Origin of the sequence: Paenibacillus xylanilyticus (assembly GCF_047246825.1) — a bacterium.
GTDB lineage: Bacteria > Bacillota > Bacilli > Paenibacillales > Paenibacillaceae > Paenibacillus > Paenibacillus xylanilyticus_B.
This window is the reverse complement of the sequence record NZ_JBFOLB010000001.1, coordinates 2,461,684-2,481,921: the sequence shown is the minus strand read 5'-3', so window position 1 is coordinate 2,481,921 and position 20,238 is coordinate 2,461,684. Positions and strand designations below refer to the sequence as shown.

The window sequence follows — 20,238 nt, the reverse complement described above, 5'->3', positions numbered from 1 at the left end:
TTCCAGCACCAAAAAGGCCACGTTCCCAATCCCCGAAGAGTGCAGGAGCGAAGCCTTTGGCATGATATACGATCCAGGTTACATTAACAGGGTAATGACCAGCAGCTCATACAGCACAAGGGGCAGAATGGTCGGTCCAAACAACGCGCGTGGCTCAGGATATCCATGCATCGGCGTAACCTGAAGATACAGAATTCCCCGATCTGCGCTGATGATGACACCTTCCCATACCTGACCATCGATATTTTGGACCTGTACTTTCTGGCCCACATACTGCCGGGCTGTATGATGAAGCATATTCCGCACACTTTGTACGGATTGGAGCATCGGTTGATTGGCCTGGTAAACGATGCGTGCGGACGGTGTGGATGTGGATTCAGACATGGTGCACAACCCTTCCTCGAAATAAGTTCTTACTTCAAGGTATGCATTTGCCTACAAAAGGTGATTCACCAATGACTCTGAAGTGTTCCACAATCTTGCGCCTGAGAAAAAAACCGCTAACGATAATTCGCTAGCGGTTAAGTAATTATACAATAGAAATATGAGTTATCTGGAATATATGTCTACAATGAAGAATTACTTCAATTTCTCTAATGACTCTTTAATAGCTGGACTCAGACTATACGTCTTTAAAATGGTTTCGATTGCTTCTGCACGTGTTGCTCCGCTGTTCGGGTCAAACGTCTGCTCATTTTTACCCTCGAAGATTCCCAGAGCAGTTGCCTTCTTGATGGCATCTGCACCAAATGCTCCATCCAAATCCGTGAATTGTACATTGGATGTATCGATGTTTAGGATGAGTGAATTCAAAACACGTGTGATGATAAGGGCCATCTCCTGACGGGAAATGGTTTGTTCCGGACGGAGCGTACCGTCCTCGTATCCGTTCAGTACTCCAACAGCTACCAGCTTTTTGAGATTATTTGTGGACCAGCGATGATTAATATCACTGAATCCTGCGAAATCTTCTTCATTAAGTGTTACTTTGCGTGATGCCATATCAACAAAAGCACGATCAATCATTGCTGCAAATTCTGCACGAGTGATTTGTTCATCAGGCTCAAATCCGCCATTAGGGTATCCTTTGATAACGCCTAGTTTGGTCAATTTTTCAATGGACGGAAACGCCCAGTGTTGTTGAACATCACCAAAATGTAGTGTTTCGAAGGCATCACCTTTGCTGATGATCTCAGCCGTCTTAGCCTCTACACCAGCAATTACATTGCTATCTGCATTAACAACCCGGGTTCTGAAAATATCGTTAGGGTCTTGGTAATCCTCGGACTTTTCTGGCGTACTTGGTTGCTCCGATGTTGGTGACTCTGGTGTAGTGGTATCTTCCGGTTTTGGATCAACAGGCACCGTTGGCGTTGTTACCGTACCCGTCGGTGAACCGGATGATGTACTACTGTCACTGCTAGGAACGGATGGCGGATTGGATGGTGTTGTACTACCACTATCACTATCAGTACCAGTGCCATTTCCATTGCTTCCTTTTACAACTTGGACCATAACTTCAGAGGTACTATCAGCTACACCGTGTCTAGCATCACCGAAGTATTTGGCTGTAATGGGGTGATCTCCGACACTTAGATCGCTTGTTGTGAAATATGCTTTTGCCACACCGTTAGCCACACCATCCGGCCACATGGCAAGTGTAGCTAATTCTGTATCTCCATCCATAAGGATTACGGATCCAGCAATATCCCGGGATATTTGCGGGTTTGTTTCTGTCTTAACGTAAAAAGTCACCGCGTTTCCAAATTGAGATGGATTCAGGTAACTTGTAACCTTCGTTACCGTTGGATGTTCTGATGGAGACGTTGCCGTAGTGGATATCGTTTGAGTTAGCGGGGCTGAGGTACTGCTCTTAAATTTACTGTCCCCATTATACTCCGCGGTAATCTGATGGTCTCCCGCACTAAGGCTTCTTACTGAGAAAAATGCTAGATCAGGTTTAGTTACGTCTGTGCCTAGTGTGGCGGTACCTAATACAGTATCGCCTTCCTTAAATGTTACCGTGCCTGTCGGAGTGTCGTAAGTATCCATATAATTTCTACTTACTGTTGCCATAAACGACACAGGCTCTCCTTCTGAGGCCGGGTTACGTGTACTCTCAACGTTAATGGACGTATTAACTAGATTTTCACTACCGTCTGAAGGGGTTGTACCTTCACCATTTGGCGGTGTTGGTGTACTCGTGCCAGTTCCTTCTACAACTTGGATCATAATCTCAGAGATACTATCAGCTACACCGTGTCTGGTGTCACCGTAATATTTAGCGGTAATGGGGTGACTTCCAACACTTAGATCACTTGTTGTGTATGATGCTCTTGCGTGACCGTTAGAAACCCCTTTTGGCGACATTGGAAGCGTAGCTAATTCAGTCTCACCATCCATGAGGACTACGGTGCCTGAAATATCTTTGTATATCTGTGGATCTGTTTTTGTACTTACGTCAAAAGTCACCGATCTTCCAAATTGAGATGGATTCAGGTAACTGGTAACGACCGTTACACTTGGATGTTCTGAAGGAGATGCTGCTGTAGTGGATACCGTCTGTGTAATTGGGTCAGAAATACTGCCGCTATAATTGCTGTCCCCACTGTACTCAGCTGTAATTTGATGTTCTCCAGCACTAAGGTTTTTTACGGAAATAAGCGCTCTACTAGGAATCGAATCAGTTACTACATTTGCACTACCAATGACGTTATCTCCATCCTTGAATGTTACCGTACCTGTCGGATCGGCATTAACAGTAGAAGTGCCCTCCTTAAATACCAGCGCCATAAACGTAACAGGATCGTTTTCTGCGGCAGGGTTACGTGTGCTTTGAATAGTAATGGAGGTACTAACAAGTGATGCACTTTCGCCAGGAGGAGTTGTGCCTTCATCTGCGTAAGCAGCAGTGGCAGAAGTAACCATCAAGGCGGTTACTAGCAAAGCGCTGACCTTTTTCTTGAACTTTAAGAACATGTACATGATTTCCCCTTCAAAATTTTTATAGTAGTGATCTGTGAGCATGGAGTAATAAAGGATCACAAAAACACAAAAATATTATCGTCATAATTTGTCGAATCTTTAATGTTTTTGTCTAAATTTCATATAACAATCTGTATTCAACCTATTTTGTTGGCCAACTGGACCTTACCTGGTTACTTCTGCTTAAATATAAAATTAAGGCCATTGACGGCATGGAGTATGCGGTCAATGACCTGTGTGAATGTTGATTCAGACAAGGTGTATATTCCTTACTCGAAATAAATGCTTTCTTTCAAGATCAGCATCTGCCCACAAAAAAATGATTACACAAACGACATCTGAAGTGTTCCACGTCCGGCCTGATAACCGACTCTGCCCAGTGCTCCATTCACAAAAGTGAGCTGCGGCGGAATGTGGCCGAGGTCCACATCGTACAATACAGGGACATCCAGATCGCCCAGTGCGGAGGACAGGGCATCGGTGAAGTTGAAATCCCCGGTATCTGAATAACCCGCTGGTCTGCCGAACAAGAAGCCTTGCACTCCCGCAAACCAGCCGGCCTGCCTCATCTGCCACAGATGGCGATAGATATCCCCAGCATTCATCTCACAACTCTCCAGATACCAGATGGTGCTTTCATCCGCACAATACTGATCCAGGTACGAGGCAACCGGGGCGTAAGGGGTGCCAATCAGGCTGGTGATCGTATCCATGCAGCCACCGATGAGTCGCCCCGAGCATGTAACAGGGAAGTTCGCATCATCGGGTTGACCGAGTTGTTTCCATCGGGAAGGGGTATCCAGGTTAAAGCCGGGTAACTCTCTTTTCCATGCCGATTGGTAATGAGTGGAGGAGGATTGCGTGAGTTGCCCTCCTTGCCCTGTCTGTAATACATCAATCCAGCGGGCGGTCACAGGGTCAAGCTTGTTGGATCTGAGATCCACGTAATTGGTGCCATGTGCTGTAGCCGTTCCCGTGAGCAGGGTATAGGCGAATAAAAAGGTGCTGATGTCCGAATAGCCCAAAACCCATTTCGGCGGTAACGTCCGAAGGGCTTCCCAATCCAGCAGGGGCAGGATATCCATCAGGAACTCCCCACCCCACGGCGGGATGATGGCTTGGATCCCCGGATTATGGAAAAGGGCATTCATCTCTTCGGCACGGTTCTCTTTGGATGAACTTACACATTTCATATTTTGCCGCAGCCAGCGGCTCTCCTGAACGTGGAAACCAAGCTGCTCCATATTGCGCTTGCTCTCCTCCAGATAATGATGCAGGGATTCCTCCACACCACTGGACGGTGCAGCCACCCCAATGGTGTCTCCAGGAGCAAGCGGCCGAGGGTAACGGATTGAACGGGTATTCATTGTGTAAGCCTCCGTTTCTGTTAATCTTTGTTCTTTGAAAGGTAATTTCCATTATATAGAATACTTCTGTTTATCACAGTCACTATTTAGCGATTAATTGTCTAACGGAATCTCAAGGGAAAAAGGTGCTTTGATTTTCATCGGATACGTGCTCAACTTCATTTGCAGATCGCCTTTCATTTTGGCTCCGTTTTCGACAGTAGAGTGGACGCTTGTGATCCCTGAAGAATCCCCATCTTCAGTACGCCAACTGGAGGCTGGAACATCATAAGTCTTGCCGGCCTCATCCTTTATTTCCATAAAAGCTAGAGTGAACCCGCCATTGATGTCTGGAACAGAGAACTCCAGAATTCGGTCTTTGCCCACAACCTCGCTTCCCAGAAACTTTATTGTAGAAGGACCTCCCGTTATGCGGCCGGATTCCAAATTAAGGGTGAAATCCAGTTCATCTTTTTCCAATCCGGAAAGGCCAGAACCCTGTAAAGTCAGCTTCTTCGGAATGGAGAAATACATACTCTCGAAGTAGATGGAACGTTCATCCTCACCTGTCGAGGTGTTTGTTCTCCATGCGCGACCTTGTTCATCGACCAGTTGAAGGTCACTCAGCCCAAATACCTTTTTGGTGTTAGTTGGATCGAATTCCACATCAAGCACGAGACGAGTTGGATAAAGCGTAGCCTGTTTCACCTCAATACGCTGTCCATCTACCGTTAAGGTTTGATTCACCGGAAGCACTTTTTTCATGCCTTTCGTTAAACTTTTATCTACCGGTAATGTCACCTTCCACGCACCAGACTGTGCTTTATCTCTGGGTTTGAACACTACGCTCAACTCTTCAGGAGGCGAAGCTTCATCGGTAAAGATAACATCGATATAATTTTCATAGATATTCTTGTCAGAAGTCTCTCCAGGAGAAAAATAACTAAATGCGACAGGAAGATTTTTACCATTCTCATCAAGCAAATCGATATCATACTCAGCCTTCTCGGGATCTTCCATGCCTTTCATTGTATAAAAAATAACCATGCGTGACTCGTCGGTGATAATACCGTCAATGGTCACGGAAGCACCGTCATGCTCGTCGGTGATACCAACCTTTTGCAGCAGGGACTGATCGATCGCCATCTGTAAGCCTTTATCCTGGCGAATCATACTGACGATACCTTCCATCCCAGGCCATTGTTCCACAAAGGACGCGAAGGCGGGGGAAACGCGGATACATCCGGTAAACAGCAGGATAATGGCCGCTGCCGAGATGGAGCTCATGTACCAGCGCACCCGCGATTTGCGCCTGCGGGCAGCTTGGCGGATTCCGGTCTGCACAGACTGATGCACAGCAGCGTCCGGTACCGGGATGGCATCGTATTCCGCTTTACGTCCATTCAGACGTTGTTCCAGTTCTACAAATGGCTTCTGTTCATCGGTCATGATTCATGCATCTCCTTTCGATATTAGTTGGTCACGAAGCTGCCCAAGCGCCCGGTGAAGTCGGGATTTCACCGTACCGGCCGGGATTTCGAGAATCTCAGCGGTTTCAGTCAAGGAGAAACCCTCGAAATAGCTCAGAATGATAATCTGCTTGCAATCCCGGTCAAGCGCAGAGACAGCGGCGGCAAGATCCGGGTCCGCGGGTCGATCCCAACTGCCCGGTTCATGCATCTCCGTGACGGGGCTATACCGATTCTTGCGTTTGCGTTCGTCTGCACAGTAGTTAAGCAGGATGCGGATAAGCCAGGTGCCGAAGTATGAGGGCTCTTTAAGTTTTTTTAGTTTGCGGTATGCTCTATAGGTAATCTCCTGTATGGCTTCCAGCGCATCGCCTTCGTTGTGGAGATAGGCGTAAGCGATCCGATATAGTCGGCTCTGATGCATCTCCATCAAGGCTGCGAAAGCCTCGGCATCCCCTTTTTGTGCGGCAACGGTGAGTTGAGTAGGGGTCACATGGCGCCTCCTTTCATGGCTGCGTTTCGTATTAGACCGTGTAAGAGGCCGATCGGTTCTTGTCTTTTTAAAAATGTTGTATGCAATTGCCCCATTCTCGTGCAGAGGCATTTAAGCGAACACCAAACAACCGTCAGGGCGTCTCTTGTACTCCAAGAAGAATCCTGACGGTTGTCCATGTTGCTTCACAATCTATCCATTCATTATTGCTGTTTCGCTGCAGCCGCTTCTCGCAGGCATGAAGCTGTAGAAGTGTTGCCACGTTCAAGTGCAATCTCCAGTGCGGTCTGACCCGCCGAATTCAGTGCGTTCGGGTCTGCATCGTTCTGGAGCAGCAGGTGGATCAGTTCAGCCTGATCCGTATGGAATGCTGCGGAGTGGAGTGCATTCTGCCCATCACTATCCAGAATAGTCGTGGATGCTCCATGTTCCAGCAACAGGCGGATCACCTCTGGAGAACGCTCTCCTGCGAGCGAAGCATGGAGTGCCGTGTTGGAAGGAATAAAAGAAACTCTGGAATGGGAAATGGCGTTTACTTCGGCTCCATGCTCCAGAAGAACACGTACCACGTCTGCTTGTCCATAATGTGAGGCATACCCCAGCGGGGTCAGCCCATCTTCATTTTCAGTGTTTGCCAGCTCGGGCAAGGAAGCAAGTAGAGATTGCGTATTCGCCGCGTCTCCATGCTGTGCTGCCTGAAATAATGCCTGGATTGATTCGGATTGATTCATACGAATGACCTCCATTCTAATCCTTAAAATAAAGTCGCTTGGCTGCTTCTAGGGCGGGAACGGCAAAACAGGCAAGGGGAGAAGGCAGATCATCCAGCGGGAACCAGCCGATCTCGCCAATCGCTCCGCCTTCTTCCAGGTTTCGGGCGATGCCCCGAATAATCTTGGCCGAGTAGAGGACCGAGATCCAGTGCTCGTCTCGTTCCGGGCGAATCGTCTCTGCAGTGCATAGCAGGTTGTCGATGGCAATGTCCAAATCGACTTCTTCCTTAATCTCCCGAATGACTGCCGTCTCCAGTGATTCGTAAGGATCGACTTTCCCCCCAGGAATGCTCCATGTGTACTGTTCCGGCTCGCGATTGCGCCACACCAGAAGCACCTCGTTACGTTCATTCAGGATGACGGCCCCTACACCAATCCGAGGTTGAACGGAGGCAGCTTCGACAGGCAGAGCAGGCAAAGCATTTTCCGATTTCTCCTTCGCTGGAGTGGATTGAAACGACAGGGGAAGTCCGGTCTGAGCCGCCCATTCCTCAGCAAGGATGCTCATTGAGATCAGGTCATAATGAGTCCCATCCCGCAATACAGCTGACCGCTGCCGGCCTTCCTCCCGAAATCCGGCTTTCAGATAAGCCCGTCTGGCAGATTCATTGTATTCAATCACATCCAGGGCAATCCGGTTCAGGTTTAGCTCATGAAAGCCATACCGAATAATGAGGGCGAGCGCATCACTCCCGTATCCCTGCCCACGATCCTTATCTTCACCAATCCCAATGGCAAGACGAGCCGAACGGTTATTCCATTCAATCCGGTATAGAGCGGTAAAACCAATAAATCGATTATCCTCCAGCGTTCGCAGCGCAAATTCAAACCCATTGTCTCTTCGGACAGCAGATGAACCTGTCTCATCCGGGGTTAGCGGAACCGCAATGTCTGTATCCAGGTTGCGCAAATATTCGTAATTGTCCGTGTAACGTGCCAGACGCATGCAATCTTCCGGGCATGGGGCGGCGAGCCGGACTTTGGAGCCGTGAAAAGCATTGAAATGACGTGGAGCCATGCTGCGTGCACCTCTTTTGATTTATCATTTATTTTTTGGTTGTTTGATCTGAAAATGTCTCGTACTGTCATTATACTATGGATACCGGCCATCTGCCGAAAGACAGCAAAAAGGCTCTGCCGACCAGAGTGTCAGCAAAGCCCTGTTGATGGGGCACAAAGCCCGGTTATTGGATTACAACGTATTGGTATCCTGTACAGATGGGCGGTTTATATTTTTACCATAATAAATTTCGTCCATCTCCAGCTTCAGCCACTCCGTAATTTCATGCTGTTCAGCTTTGCTCAATTTATCCTTGGTATATCCAAAGAGATAGTTGTCGAGGTCAAACGCCTTCAGCTTGCATTTCGTATGGAAAATATTCTCCTGATACACGTTCACATCAATCATGTCGAAGCCGTTCTTGATCTCATCCGGAATATAATTCTGAATCGAACCGATCTCGTGGTCAATAAACAGCTTGCGTCCGCTCGTGTCCCGCGTGAATCCGCGTACCCGATAGTCCATGATCATGATATCCGTATCAAACGAATGAATCAGGTAATTCAGCGCCTTAAGCGGTGAGATTTCCCCGCAGGTAGAGACATCGATATCCGCACGAAAAGTGCTGATCCCTTCACTGGGGTGAAATTCGGGATACGTATGCACGGTGATATGGCTTTTGTCGAGCTGCATGACGACGTTGTCCGGGAGCGGGCCTGGGGATTCCTCGAAGGATTCCTCAGGTACCTCTACAATCGGTCCTTCCGAGACGAGCATCGTTACGCTTGCTCCTTGGGGCACATAATCCTGCTGCGCAATATTCAGCACATGGGCACCGATGATATCGGCCACATTTTTCAGAATTTTGCTCAACCGGTCCGCGTTGTACTGTTCATCGATATATTCAATATAAGCTTCGCGTTCTTCTTTGGTTTTGGTATAGCAGATATCGTACATGTTGAAGCTCAGCGACTTGGTCAGGTTGTTGAATCCATGCAGTTGAATGCGCTGCTCTGGCGTTAATGTCATGGCTGCAGTTCCCCTTTATCCATACGACATGGTAATCGCAGTTTTAATACTACTTATACCCAACCTGACTCGAAAAAAAACATAAGTCCGGATTCGGCTTATTTAGCCGTGCCGTTAGAACGAGGAGTCTTCATATTCGCTTACACTGTTCATCCGCTCGTCTTCGGCGATTGACTGAATATCCTCTGAAGTGACGCTGATGATGGTGTAATCCTCATTTTGCTGTTTTTTTACGGCTTTCTCCTTCATAAAACGGGGACTGCCTTCTGCGGCGTCTTCATCGTAAACCAGCAGGATGCCATCGCTTTTGCGCAGCAGCAGGTCATCCCGGGCAGTGAATTGCCATGGGCCGATATAAGGCTGCCGGCTTACCGCGCCGTAGTAATCCACACCCTGGAGAATGGTACGGTAATATTCCTGCTTATCTTCCTTCCACTGTTCCTCGGGGTTCTGGAAAGCCGTAATAATGGACAGCTTCAGATGTGGATACGTCTTCTTCAGCTCAAGTACCACTTCGCAAGCCCACAGGTCCACGCCATATTGCCCAGGCGTTAGCACCCATTCCAGCCCATCCTCCACAAGCGGCGTGAGGCGGGAGGAAATGGCCTTTTTGATGAAAGGAATTCCTTCATGTTTCTGTCCGAAAATCTGCAGTTCATGTGCACGATATCCGGTAATCAACAGGTTTTTCAATGTGGGTTCCTCCTTTCAGCAGGGCTTGTCTTCCTGAATAGATCCAAGAAACAAGATTACTTCGCCGGCTGCGCATCCGAGCGGAAAGGGTACAGGAATTGTATCGGTATATCGGTCTCGAATTTCATGAGTTCATCCGTTGTGGGATGAATGAACGATAGCACACGTGCATGGAGTCCAAGACGTCCAAGTGTTTTGGTGCGTGAACCATATTTTTTGTCACCTGCAATTGGATGACCGAGATCCTCCATGTGCACACGAATCTGGTTTTTGCGGCCGGTCTCCAGACGAACTTCGAGCAGGGAGAATTCACGATTTGATTGCAGTCGTTTGTAGTGTGTAATAGCATGCTGACCATCATTGGGGCGTGGACTGGAATACATCTTCATGGTTTTGCTTTCCTTGAGCCACGAAGAGATGGTGCCCACGGGCTTGGCTACCTGGCCTTCGACGAGCGCCACGTAAACACGCTCCTGCACCTTATCTTTCCAATTGTCCTGCAGGTGATGCTTCACTTCCTCACTCTTCGCAAACATCATGACACCGGATGTATCGCGGTCGAGTCTGTGCACAACAAAGATCCGGTTCCGCGAATCCGTGCGGCGTACATGTTCGGTCAGCTGACGATACGCGGTAAGCTCATCACTGCGATCGGCAGCAACGGACAACAGTCCGGCTTCCTTGCGAATAACAATGATATCATCGTCTTCATGCAAAATCGTAATTCCTGTCAGAGTAGGGGCGGCTACGGCGCCTTCCTTGCTAATTGATACGATCTGCCCTGGTGTCAGCGCGTGGTTGAACTTGGTAACCACCTTCTGATCCACGGAAACTTGTCCGCGGCCCAAAATGGACTTGACGGCATTCCGGCCTGATTTCAAATGTTCGAGCAGAAAGTTCAACAGTTCATCCGGTTCCGTTACTTTATATTGGCGGAGTGGCTCCTGCTTGCGGTAATGGGCATTGCCTGCGCGTTTGGGTGCACCGCCTGAATGCTTGGGTTTGGCAGCCCCTGCAGACTTGGTTGAAAAATCTGATTCTGGCTTCTGAGAGCGTGCTCCCGAAGCACCAGCTTGCCCTTTACCCTTGGCCGCGGGACGGCCTGTTGATCGTTTACGTTTATTCATGAATATTAATCTCCTTCTGAACAGCCTGTACCGCTTGTGTGCATACGATCCGTTCATTTCGTTATGCAGTTCAATATACCATTAACCGGGTGCAAATAAAAATAGGTGCAACGAATCTGTTATGCATCCAAGCCAGCGAGAATCGAGTTTCATAGAATAACGTATCCCATAGCATTGGAGGTGTTACTCATGGGTGTATTCCTGGATATGAGAACTTCGATGAACTCGGGAACTGTAGGACAGCCCGGTTTATCTCTGGGTCCATCCCCAGATGCGTTCGGATCGATTGGCCTTCAGACTCTTGGTGTTCCGAATCCCATTATCACCTTGAATGGCACGGTTGGCGTAACCGGAGAACTTGGAGATACATTCGTTGTAGAAATCGTACGCGGTCACTTTTACGATCCATTCTTTGTAATCTATCGGGCTGAAGGCACGATTGGGCAGAACGGCGGGGCTGAATTCCATACGTTCACAGCACAGGATCTATCACCGCCACCTGCTCTGGAAAGTGTATATACTTCGTTTATTTCCGGGGTGTCTACGGCAGTACGTACCGGACCAGAAATGTTCTATGGCATTGCAGCAACGACATAGATTTATTGGCATTCATTCATCCGAAAGCAGAGCGTCAGAAGCATGATTTGCTGAACCAGCAAAGTTTGCGGCATACCCGGAACAGACAAGTGTTGAGAAACAGGTTTGGCGCTCCAGGAAGGGTTCCTCCGATTCAGTTGTACAGTGAGAAGCAAAAAATCCCGGCTCCATGAGTCCGGGATTTTTGCTGTAGAAGCGTATGAGTTTAACATGTTGATCCGTCAGGTGCCATTCTCCGACAGATCAGTTGGCACGGCCTTTGAGAATGATGTTATTGGCTTTGCCAAAGTCAATGGCGACTTTCCCGGCCAGAGCAGCTGTACGTTCAGCAAGCACAACCGCGTTGACCCCACAACAGAAAAGAGCCACATCGAAGGCATCCCGATTCGTTTGAATCCACTGAAGGGTTTCGTTCATCTGATCCCAGCTGTCAAAGGGCAATGTGGCTGCAATGTTCAGATGATAGGGCTCCTGCACGAGCATGTTATGCAGCGCCTCAAGCTCCCGGGTGACCAGCAGGACCCGTTTGCCTGCGAGCATTCCCCAGAAGCGTGGCGTTTGGGCCAGTTCCCGATTCACACAAGCGTGGCAAGTGAGGGGTGGAGAGATACCGAAATGGGCGAACAGCACATCGGTCAACGGCCGTTTGAGATGATCGGGGGCTTTGATCGAGCTGTCCCCGTACGGAAGAACGCCTACGATATCGGCCCGCTGCAAGGAGGCGGCCACCTCATCCCGCAGCTGCAGATTGGGGAGGCGAAGTCCCTTTTGCCCAAGATTGGCCTTGATGGCCCACCGTTCCTGAAGAACCTGCTCCGTCGTCCAAACGGTTTCTTGGGACATGACAATATTTTCGCCATCGCCCACTCGGACAAGAGAGAAGGGGCGCTGTTCTCTTAACGCCGCTTCCAGTTGATCTAACACGCCATCGATTTCAAGATAGTTTGAATTCATAGCAGCATGCGGACCTCCTTTTAAAAATCAAGCTTCTCTATTCTATGTTCGTGTTTTGTCAGCGTGTTGTACGTTCAACCCGCAGGGCCAATCTTGGGATGTATATCAATCTATTTATATAAGAACCAGTGCAAGCGTCCGTACCGGTTCTATCTTCCATTCATACGATATAGAGTCGACTGCCAAAAAACTATGAATGCAAATCTGAGCTCCTGCGAAAGAAGATTGGCAGATTCAGATGAGGAGGAATGTTATGTCCAGGAAAGTCGTGATTGAAATCAATTTCAACAACTATGGGATGGACCCGCAGCGATTGACGAGAGAATGGCTGGAGCGGCGGATGGGCATTTTTCGAACCTTTACATTGCACTGTCTTAAAGCACAAACGAATCAGGATTTCCTGACGGTGGTGAAGCTGTCCAAAGAGTCGGGAGAACTGATGCAGGAGATTCTGGCGGAACAGGAGCCGCTGCCTGCCAACATTCGTTTTGGGACGAATATCGAGAGCGTGCGGGCGATTTTGGCATTTGCCGAAGGAGCAGAGCACATCTATATTGCCCGTCTGGATTCGGATGATCTGTACCACCGGACCTTTGTCCAGCAGCTCTATGATGTGCAGCCGCAGCCGCAGACGATGGCACTGATCAACCAGTACGGATATCTGTTGGACAGCGTTAATAACGAGATGGCACCGACGTTTCATCGTTCGCCGCAATTCTATGTCTATTTATACAAAACGGCAGAGTACGCAGCAGGATACCGCGTGAAGCTACCAGGCAGAGGCACACATGGCAATGTCATTGACTTGCCCCATGAGCTCCTTGCTCCGCGCAATTATGTCAATATTGTTCATTCGAACAATACTTCGACTAAAAAGGTACCGCCAAAAGACCGGTTAAGCCGGGACCAGATGGCACAGGTCTTACGCGAATTCATGATCTGATCAGGGAGGGATTCATCCATGATTAAAGGACAAACAATTTTGATCACCGGAGGAACAGGCTCCTGGGGTCAAAAGCTGACTGAGGTGCTGTTGGAACAGGACCCGGCCGAGATTCGTATCCTGTCCCGTAATGAATACGCCCAGATTGCCATGGAGCGGGATTTCGGCCATGATGCGCGTCTGCGTTTTCTCATCGGGGATATTCGGGATTACCGGGCAGTGGAGGATGCGTGCAGGGGAGTGGATGTCCTCTTTCATCTGGCTGCATTGAAACATGTTCCGGTATGCGAGGACCAGCCGGACGAAGCATTTAAAACAAATGTCATCGGCACGCAGAATATTATTCGGGCTGCAATTCGCATGCAGATTCCCAAAGTCATCGACGTCTCGACCGACAAGGCGGTTGATCCGATTAACGTATACGGTATGACGAAGGCTCTGGGTGAAAAAATGATGATCCGTGCCAATTGGCTGAGTGAACATACCCGGTTTGTCTGTATCCGCGGCGGCAACGTGCTGGGTACAAGCGGCAGTGTGGTGCCATTATTTCGGCGCCAGATTGATCAGGGCAAGATGCTGACGATTACGGATAAGGGCATGACCCGTTTTTTCCTGACCCGTACGGAAGCCATTCACTTGCTGCTCAAGGCGGCTGAGGCTGCGGTGGGCGGAGAGACGTTTGTGATGAAAATGAAAGCCTGCAAAATGACGGATCTGGCAGCGGTCATGCTGGAACAGGCCGGACGCCCGGCAGGGGATTACAAGATAACAGGGATACGCCCAGGCGAAAAATTGCATGAAGTGCTGATCTCGCCCTTCGAGGCGCCGCGCACATACAAGTATGATGAACAATATTATGTGATTCTGCCACAGGAACCGGACAAGCGCCTGGCAGATCCGTACAGCAGCCTGCCACGTGTGACCTTCTCGGAATATCGTTCAGACAGTGCCATGATGAACCGGCAAGCGATTGCCCAGTTTTTGCGTGCAGGCGGCTATATCGACTAATCAAAGGGAGGCGGAGCGTTTGGAGGTGGAATATATGCAAGACAGGATAAACAGCCGCTCCCTGAAAGCCGTCGTGATTGGTCTCGGCTATGTCGGACTGCCCATGGCGGTGGAGATGGCACAGGCGGGTTATCGTGTTCATGGGATCGATATTGATGAATCCAAGGTGGCGAGGTTGCGCAAGGGTGATTCGTATATCATAGGGATCGAAGATGAGGCCATACAAACGCTAACCGAAGCCGGCTTGTTTGCAGCAGGTACAGATTACGCCGCAGTAGCGCAGGCAAATGTCATTGTCATCTGTGTACCCACGCCGCTGACGGTGGATCAGCAGCCGGACATTTCCTATATTGCGGCGGCGGTGGATGGCATGACTCCTTATTTGCAGGAGGGAAGCCTGGTTATTTTGGAAAGCACGACATACCCCGGCACAACCGAGGAGCGCGTGAAGCAGCCGATCGAAGCGGCTACGGGGTGGACTGCAGGCGAGCAGTTTTATGTCTGTTATTCTCCCGAGCGGGTGGATCCAGGCAGTGTCAACTACGGTGTAAAAAACACCCCCAAAATTATCGGAGGCTCGACGCCTGCCTGCCTATCCTATGGTAAAGAGTTCTACGGCTCGTTCCTGAGCGAGATCGTTCCGGTCAGTTCAACGACCGTGGCTGAAACGGCAAAGTTGTTCGAGAACACGTTTCGCAGTGTGAACATTGCGCTGGTAAATGAGCTGACTCCTGCCTGTGAACAAATGGGCGTGAGCATCTGGGAAGTGCTGAATGCGGCTGCGACCAAGCCGTTTGGGTATATGCCATTCTATCCCGGTCCAGGCATTGGCGGACACTGTATTCCTATTGATCCGATCTATCTGTCCTGGGCCGCAAGCCGTCAGGGATCGGATCTGCAATTCATCACGCTGGCGGATGCGACCAATCGGCAAATGCCGGAGCGTGTGGTCCAGCGTGCAGCAGCACTGCTGGAACAGAGCGGAACGCCGATTCAGGGTGCACGCATTGTACTGGCAGGCCTGGCTTACAAAAAGGATATCGACGACCTGCGCGAATCGCCAGCATTGGACGTCTTCCGGCAGCTGAACACAGCGGGTGCAGAGGTCGTTTTCACGGATCCGATGGTGCCGGTCTTCCGCAAGGATGACGGTACAGTGCTTCAGTCTCAGCCAGCAGTACCGGGCTTGTGGACGTGGGCTGATCTGGTGATTATTACAACCGACCACTCGGGCTTTGATTATCAGGAGATGGCGGACCATGCGAAGCTTATTTTTGATACCCGCAATGCAACTGCCGGATGCCATGGGGGGAACATCGTGGTGCTTGGGCAGCCTAATCGACGTGATGCAGCAGCTGTGCAAAGTGTCCAAGAAGTGAATGATGTGTTAGTGGAACAAGAGGAACAACATGAACAGGTGATGCAGAACGTAGAGGAAGCTCATGAGGTAGCAAAAGAAGTAGAAGTAGAAGTAGAAGAAGTCAAACATCAAGAGAAATCGGGGGATACCCATGGCGAATCATGATCGGGTGAGCGAACGTTATTATGGCGAGATCAACTCGGAAGAATCCCATGAAGCAACCCGGACCCGCATCCACTGGATGTGCCGCGAAGCGACAGGTAAACGAATTTTGGATGTCGGGTGCAGTCAGGGTATCACTTCCATTTTGCTGGCGCGGGAAGGGTTTCGTGTCACAGGAGTTGATTTGGAGGAAGAGAGTATCCGGTATGCACAAGGAGAGCTTGCCAAAGAATCCAAACCTGTCCGAAACAATGTGGATTTTCGCATGTTGGACATTACGCAGTGGAAAGTAAAGACCCTCTTTGACACGGTGCTGCTCGGAGAAGTGCTGGAGCATTTTGCCCATCCGGAGACGTTATTGATCCAAATTCACCGTTTGCTGCAGGAGGAAGGGACGCTGATTGTGACTGTGCCCTATGGATATCATCCGTTCTATGATCACAAGCAGACGTTCTATGCAGGAAACCTGGCGATGTGTCTGATGCCGTATTTTGAAGTCTTGAAACTGGAAGTTCATCATAAATATTTATGTTGCGTGGCCCGCAAGCGGCGGAAAACGCAGCTGCATATGTCGCCAACCTTGAAACAAGTGACGGAGTGGATGCAGCTGGATCATCTGCATTTTGCCGAAGTCGAGCAGAACCACCTTCGATTGATGAAACTACGCAAGAAAGCGCTGGACCAAGCGGTGGAGCAGGTGAAACGGCTTCGGCGTCAGGAGAATGTTGAAGGGTAACGGGATACGAAAGATGCTCCATCCGAGAAATGGGAGTATTGGCAGTTTGTACGATAATTCGGTGGGAAGTTAAGGCAAACCATGTGTAGGGAAAAATAGCATAGCTATTAGGCTGCAATACGCGTATGACAGGAAGGGGCACACAACGTGATCACCATCAGTCTGTGCATGATTGTGAAGAACGAGGAACGCACGCTTGCGCGCTGTCTCGAATCGGTTGCCGGAATCGCAGACGAGATTGTCATTGTCGATACGGGTTCATCGGACCGTACGCTGGACATTGCTGCGCAATATACCGACCGGGTCTACACGTATGAGTGGGCAGATGATTTTGCCGCGGCGCGGAACTACTCATTCGACAAGGCCACGCAGGAGTATATCCTCTGGCTGGATGCGGATGATGTCCTGCTGCCTGCGGAACGGGCGAAGCTGGAGCAGTTGAAGCAGCAGCTGCCGTCTGAGGGGGAGACGGCGGCTGTGATCTTGAACTATACGCTGGCCGAGGGGCAGGAGGGAAGTCCGCTCGTGACGGACCGTCGGTTGCGCCTGGTCAAGCGGGCTGCCGGGTGCCGCTGGCATGGCCGGCTGCACGAGCAGCTCAGCTTCCCGCCAAGCGGGGTCATTACGGCAGATATTGCCGTCACGCACCGCCGCGAGGCGGGCCATCATTCGGCGCGAAACGTGCGCATCCTGCGCAAATGGATCGCCGAAGAGGGCGCAGCCCAGGGTCGCCTGCTGTTCTATTATGCAGGCGAATGTTATGACCGCCAGCGGTATGCGGCGGCGGCTCGGGGGTACGCGAAGCTGCTGGAGCAGCCCAGCGGTTATCGCGAGGATCGGCTCATTGCCTGCGCGAGGCTGGCGGAATGTTATGAGCGGCTTGGTCAGCCGGGACGTAAACTGGGCGCACTGCTGCAATCGTTCCAGTATGATCTGCCGCATGCAGACTTCTGCTGTGCGATCGCAGCCTGCTTCCATGAGCGGCAGGAGCTGGTCTCTGCGATCTACTGGTATATGCAGGCAGTGGACGTGAGCAGCCGAGACACGGGTCTGCGTCCGGTTCCCGCAGCATGCCGCACCTGGCTGCCGCATGCCCGTCTATCCCTCTGTTATGCCCATCTGGGCAACTGGGAGCAGGCACTGATGCATAACAGCAAAGCCAGGGAGTACCTGCCAAACGATCCCGGCCTGCTTGATAATCGGCAGAAGCTGGAAGTCATTTTACGCAAAGAGATTCGGAACCGGAAAGAGCAGAATGAAGGATAGCCTTGAAAGTAGAGAGAAAAATCTAGGTACTCATTTTGGAATCAACGCTTATTCAATGGTATCGAAAACAGAGCAGCCCCGCTTGACCGATAAAGTCGGTGAGCGGGGCTTGTTTCTATGCTGCACTGATTGGCATAACTTGAATCCTTGGGCCGCATGTAACCAGTACTGCTTTCATACAGTATTATCTCATTTCTGTAATTATTCAGTTAATTAGTTCAATTGTATATCAATAGAGTGTAGGAGGCTGATAAAATCATAGTTAAGAGCGTCTCATAAGACTTGTCTCAAAAATGAGCCTCATTATATAGGAAGCTATCGGAAAGGAACAGTTGATGAGTTATACCAAAAATCGGAAATATATAATAGAAAATAAATTTCATATAGAGGTGGAAGTGTATGCCTAAAATTGACAATATGTTAGCAATTCTATGGATGCTTCGTTCAGGTGAAAAAATTACTGCAAAACAAATTTCAGAAAAGTTAGAGATGAATATAAGAACTGTGTATCGTTATATTGATACAATTTCAACAAGTGGCGTACCTATAATTTCAGAACCAGGACATAACGGTGGATACACTTTATTGAACAATTTCATTGAGGCTCCTCTTTTTTTTGATTTTCAGGAGCAAACTTCACTATTTCACGCTGCTGTTTTTGCAGAAGAAGCCGGATATTATGGAGGTGAAGCACTAAATAGGGCCATTTCAAAACTAAGTAAATACTCAAATCAAGAGCAGGAAACAAAGATAAACCAACATTTAACTAGTCTTGAAGTAATAAGTCGATTAAGTTCACTCTCTATGAAACCTTTTTTGAAGGAGTTGGAGCAGGCCGTAGCTGACGGGTACTCAGTAAAAATTCTTTACCATAAAAGTGGCGAAAAGCAATTAAATTATAGATTGGTCGATCCGTACAGAATTATCTATTGGAATAATAAGTGGTATGTGATTGGATTTTGTCATCTTAGGAATGATATCCGTAGTTTTAGAGTAGATCGAATTGAAAGTCTAATGCTAACCGAAAATAAGTTTAACCGGCCAGAAAATTTTTCAGCACGTGTCTTTTTTATGAAAAATCTTCTTCCAACTATAGAAGATAAGGAAGGGATTATTTCTTTGGTTATTCATGGGGATAAAAGTGTATTGACTGATATTTGCCAACATTGGTTTTTAGGACATTATTTACAAGAGTGCACTTCAAATCAAGCAGTATTTCTTCTTGAGAAAGATATGATACATACATATGTACCTTATTTCCTTTTAACGTACGGTAAATCTATTCGAGTTATTGAGCCAATCAGCCTTAAGAAAAGAATGATTGAAGTTTTGTCGGAATTAATAAAATTTCATCAAATTTGATTACTCCCCTGACGCTAGGTGTCAGGGAAGTAATGTTATAGTTGGCTATATTAATTGTGATTGGAGTGTTATTGGATGCAAACAAAAAAAGTTTTTCTATATGTATTTAATACAATGTCGGACTGGGAATATGGATATTTAATTGCTGAACTAAACTCCGGAAGATATTTCAAAAAAGATTTAGCACCTTTAAAGGTAATTACAGTAGGAGCTAATAACGAAATGATTACTACGATGGGAGGACTGAGAATAAAACCAGATATTTCCCTTGATGAATGTACTCTTGAGAGTAAAGATCTTTTAATTTTACCAGGAGGGACTACTTGGAATGAAGAAATTCATCAACCTATCTTGGAAAGAATTGGAGAAGCTTTAAAGCTTGGCACTATTGTTGCTGCAATTTGTGGTGCAACTGAGGCCCTTGCGAATATGGGATACTTAGATACCAGAAAGCATACAAGTAATAATTTAGAATACACTAAAATGGTATGTCCTAACTATAAAGGAGAAAAGTTCTATGAGGAGAGATCTGCGGTATCTGATACGAATTTAGTTACTGCATCAGGAATAGCTCCTCTGGAATTTGCGATGGAAGTACTGAAAAAATTAGATGTATTTGCACCAGATACATTACATTCATGGTATAACCTAAATAAGACTCACAAACCTGAACACTTCTTCCAGTTAATGAATTCAATAAATAGATGAGCTAAAAAAAGCAACTTAGTTCTGAAGTTGAGGCGCTGAAAGAATAGAAGTGAAGTGACAAAAATCCACGAGATGATCAGTACAATTATACTGCCGGGATATAGTGTGGTAACTTAAAAAAACGAGAAACAACCGTTTGTCCAAACAGGGATGAACGGTTGTTTTTATTTTGATGAAGCAGCTTCAAACGTTTTACGATAAAACGCGGTTGCTCATTCGGGGCTGGC

The 20,238-nt window shown here is 48.4% G+C and carries 19 protein-coding genes and 2 pseudogenes; 9 read left to right on the top strand and 12 right to left on the bottom strand.

From position 1 onward, the window contains the following. Positions 1 to 78: 78 nt before the first annotated feature. From AB3N00_RS11030 to AB3N00_RS10980, 11 genes and pseudogenes are all read right to left on the bottom strand, one after another. Complete coding sequence (locus tag AB3N00_RS11030; RefSeq protein ID WP_413034566.1) at positions 79 to 384, bottom strand: hypothetical protein; 306 nt, start codon at positions 382 to 384, stop codon at positions 79 to 81. 195 nt (positions 385 to 579) lie between these two features. Next, a complete protein-coding gene (locus AB3N00_RS11025) occupies positions 580 to 2,979 on the bottom strand; it encodes an Ig-like domain repeat protein (RefSeq protein ID WP_413034565.1) in 2,400 nt (799 codons plus the stop codon). 329 nt (positions 2,980 to 3,308) lie between these two features. Then, positions 3,309 to 4,352: a S66 peptidase family protein gene (locus AB3N00_RS11020; protein WP_413034564.1), complete on the bottom strand. Its 1,044-nt coding sequence runs from the start codon at positions 4,350 to 4,352 to the stop codon at positions 3,309 to 3,311. 93 nt (positions 4,353 to 4,445) lie between these two features. Further along, positions 4,446 to 5,780, bottom strand: a complete 1,335-nt coding sequence (locus AB3N00_RS11015; RefSeq protein WP_413034563.1) for a DUF4179 domain-containing protein — start codon at positions 5,778 to 5,780, stop codon at positions 4,446 to 4,448. 3 nt (positions 5,781 to 5,783) lie between these two features. Beyond that, a complete protein-coding gene (locus AB3N00_RS11010) occupies positions 5,784 to 6,293 on the bottom strand; it encodes an RNA polymerase sigma factor (protein ID WP_413034562.1) in 510 nt (169 codons plus the stop codon). Positions 6,294 to 6,496: 203 nt separating this feature from the next. Beyond that, positions 6,497 to 7,024 carry an ankyrin repeat domain-containing protein gene (locus tag AB3N00_RS11005; RefSeq protein ID WP_413034561.1) on the bottom strand — a complete coding sequence of 176 codons (528 nt, stop codon included), beginning with the start codon at positions 7,022 to 7,024 and terminating at the stop codon, positions 6,497 to 6,499. A gap of 16 nt (positions 7,025 to 7,040) precedes the next feature. Then, on the bottom strand, positions 7,041 to 7,475 hold the full coding sequence (locus AB3N00_RS11000; protein ID WP_413035245.1) for an NUDIX domain-containing protein: 435 nt from the start codon (positions 7,473 to 7,475) through the stop codon (positions 7,041 to 7,043). A gap of 117 nt (positions 7,476 to 7,592) precedes the next feature. Next, a pseudogene (locus AB3N00_RS10995) lies at positions 7,593 to 8,084 on the bottom strand (GNAT family N-acetyltransferase); the annotation flags it as partial. Positions 8,085 to 8,258: 174 nt separating this feature from the next. Beyond that, on the bottom strand, positions 8,259 to 9,095 hold the full coding sequence (gene speD / locus AB3N00_RS10990; protein ID WP_413034560.1) for an adenosylmethionine decarboxylase: 837 nt from the start codon (positions 9,093 to 9,095) through the stop codon (positions 8,259 to 8,261). A 114-nt stretch (positions 9,096 to 9,209) separates the two neighbouring features. After that, on the bottom strand, positions 9,210 to 9,788 hold the full coding sequence (locus AB3N00_RS10985; protein ID WP_175398332.1) for a DUF1273 domain-containing protein: 579 nt from the start codon (positions 9,786 to 9,788) through the stop codon (positions 9,210 to 9,212). Positions 9,789 to 9,844: 56 nt separating this feature from the next. Beyond that, complete coding sequence (locus AB3N00_RS10980; protein WP_413034559.1) at positions 9,845 to 10,915, bottom strand: RluA family pseudouridine synthase; 1,071 nt, start codon at positions 10,913 to 10,915, stop codon at positions 9,845 to 9,847. 189 nt (positions 10,916 to 11,104) lie between these two features. Here AB3N00_RS10980 and AB3N00_RS10975 point away from each other — a divergent pair, with 189 nt between their 5' ends. Then, on the top strand, positions 11,105 to 11,512 hold the full coding sequence (locus tag AB3N00_RS10975) for a hypothetical protein (protein ID WP_175398334.1): 408 nt from the start codon (positions 11,105 to 11,107) through the stop codon (positions 11,510 to 11,512). Between the two features lie 243 nt (positions 11,513 to 11,755). Here AB3N00_RS10975 and AB3N00_RS10970 read toward each other — a convergent pair whose 3' ends face one another. Beyond that, complete coding sequence (locus AB3N00_RS10970) at positions 11,756 to 12,466, bottom strand: GT-D fold domain-containing glycosyltransferase (RefSeq protein WP_413034558.1); 711 nt, start codon at positions 12,464 to 12,466, stop codon at positions 11,756 to 11,758. Between the two features lie 253 nt (positions 12,467 to 12,719). On the opposite strand from AB3N00_RS10970, the gene AB3N00_RS10965 reads away from it, so the two are divergent. From AB3N00_RS10965 to AB3N00_RS10930, 8 genes and pseudogenes are all read left to right on the top strand, one after another. Next, positions 12,720 to 13,409: a glycosyltransferase gene (locus AB3N00_RS10965; RefSeq protein ID WP_413034557.1), complete on the top strand. Its 690-nt coding sequence runs from the start codon at positions 12,720 to 12,722 to the stop codon at positions 13,407 to 13,409. 18 nt (positions 13,410 to 13,427) lie between these two features. Beyond that, on the top strand, positions 13,428 to 14,417 hold the full coding sequence (locus AB3N00_RS10960; RefSeq protein WP_413034556.1) for a polysaccharide biosynthesis protein: 990 nt from the start codon (positions 13,428 to 13,430) through the stop codon (positions 14,415 to 14,417). 34 nt (positions 14,418 to 14,451) lie between these two features. Further along, positions 14,452 to 15,942, top strand: coding sequence for a nucleotide sugar dehydrogenase (locus AB3N00_RS10955; protein ID WP_413034555.1), 1,491 nt, complete (start codon positions 14,452 to 14,454; stop codon positions 15,940 to 15,942). Further along, entirely contained in the window at positions 15,929 to 16,675 is a 747-nt protein-coding gene (locus tag AB3N00_RS10950; protein WP_413034554.1) for a class I SAM-dependent methyltransferase, read from the top strand. The genes AB3N00_RS10955 and AB3N00_RS10950 overlap by 14 nt, the downstream gene beginning before the upstream one ends. A gap of 168 nt (positions 16,676 to 16,843) precedes the next feature. Beyond that, a pseudogene (locus AB3N00_RS10945) lies at positions 16,844 to 17,035 on the top strand (glycosyltransferase); the annotation flags it as partial. Between the two features lie 321 nt (positions 17,036 to 17,356). Next, a complete protein-coding gene (locus AB3N00_RS10940) occupies positions 17,357 to 17,941 on the top strand; it encodes a hypothetical protein (protein ID WP_413035287.1) in 585 nt (194 codons plus the stop codon). Positions 17,942 to 18,340: 399 nt separating this feature from the next. After that, on the top strand, positions 18,341 to 19,303 hold the full coding sequence (locus tag AB3N00_RS10935; RefSeq protein ID WP_413034553.1) for a helix-turn-helix transcriptional regulator: 963 nt from the start codon (positions 18,341 to 18,343) through the stop codon (positions 19,301 to 19,303). 75 nt (positions 19,304 to 19,378) lie between these two features. Continuing rightward, positions 19,379 to 20,011, top strand: a complete 633-nt coding sequence (locus AB3N00_RS10930; protein WP_413034552.1) for a type 1 glutamine amidotransferase family protein — start codon at positions 19,379 to 19,381, stop codon at positions 20,009 to 20,011. Positions 20,012 to 20,238 lie beyond the last annotated feature (227 nt).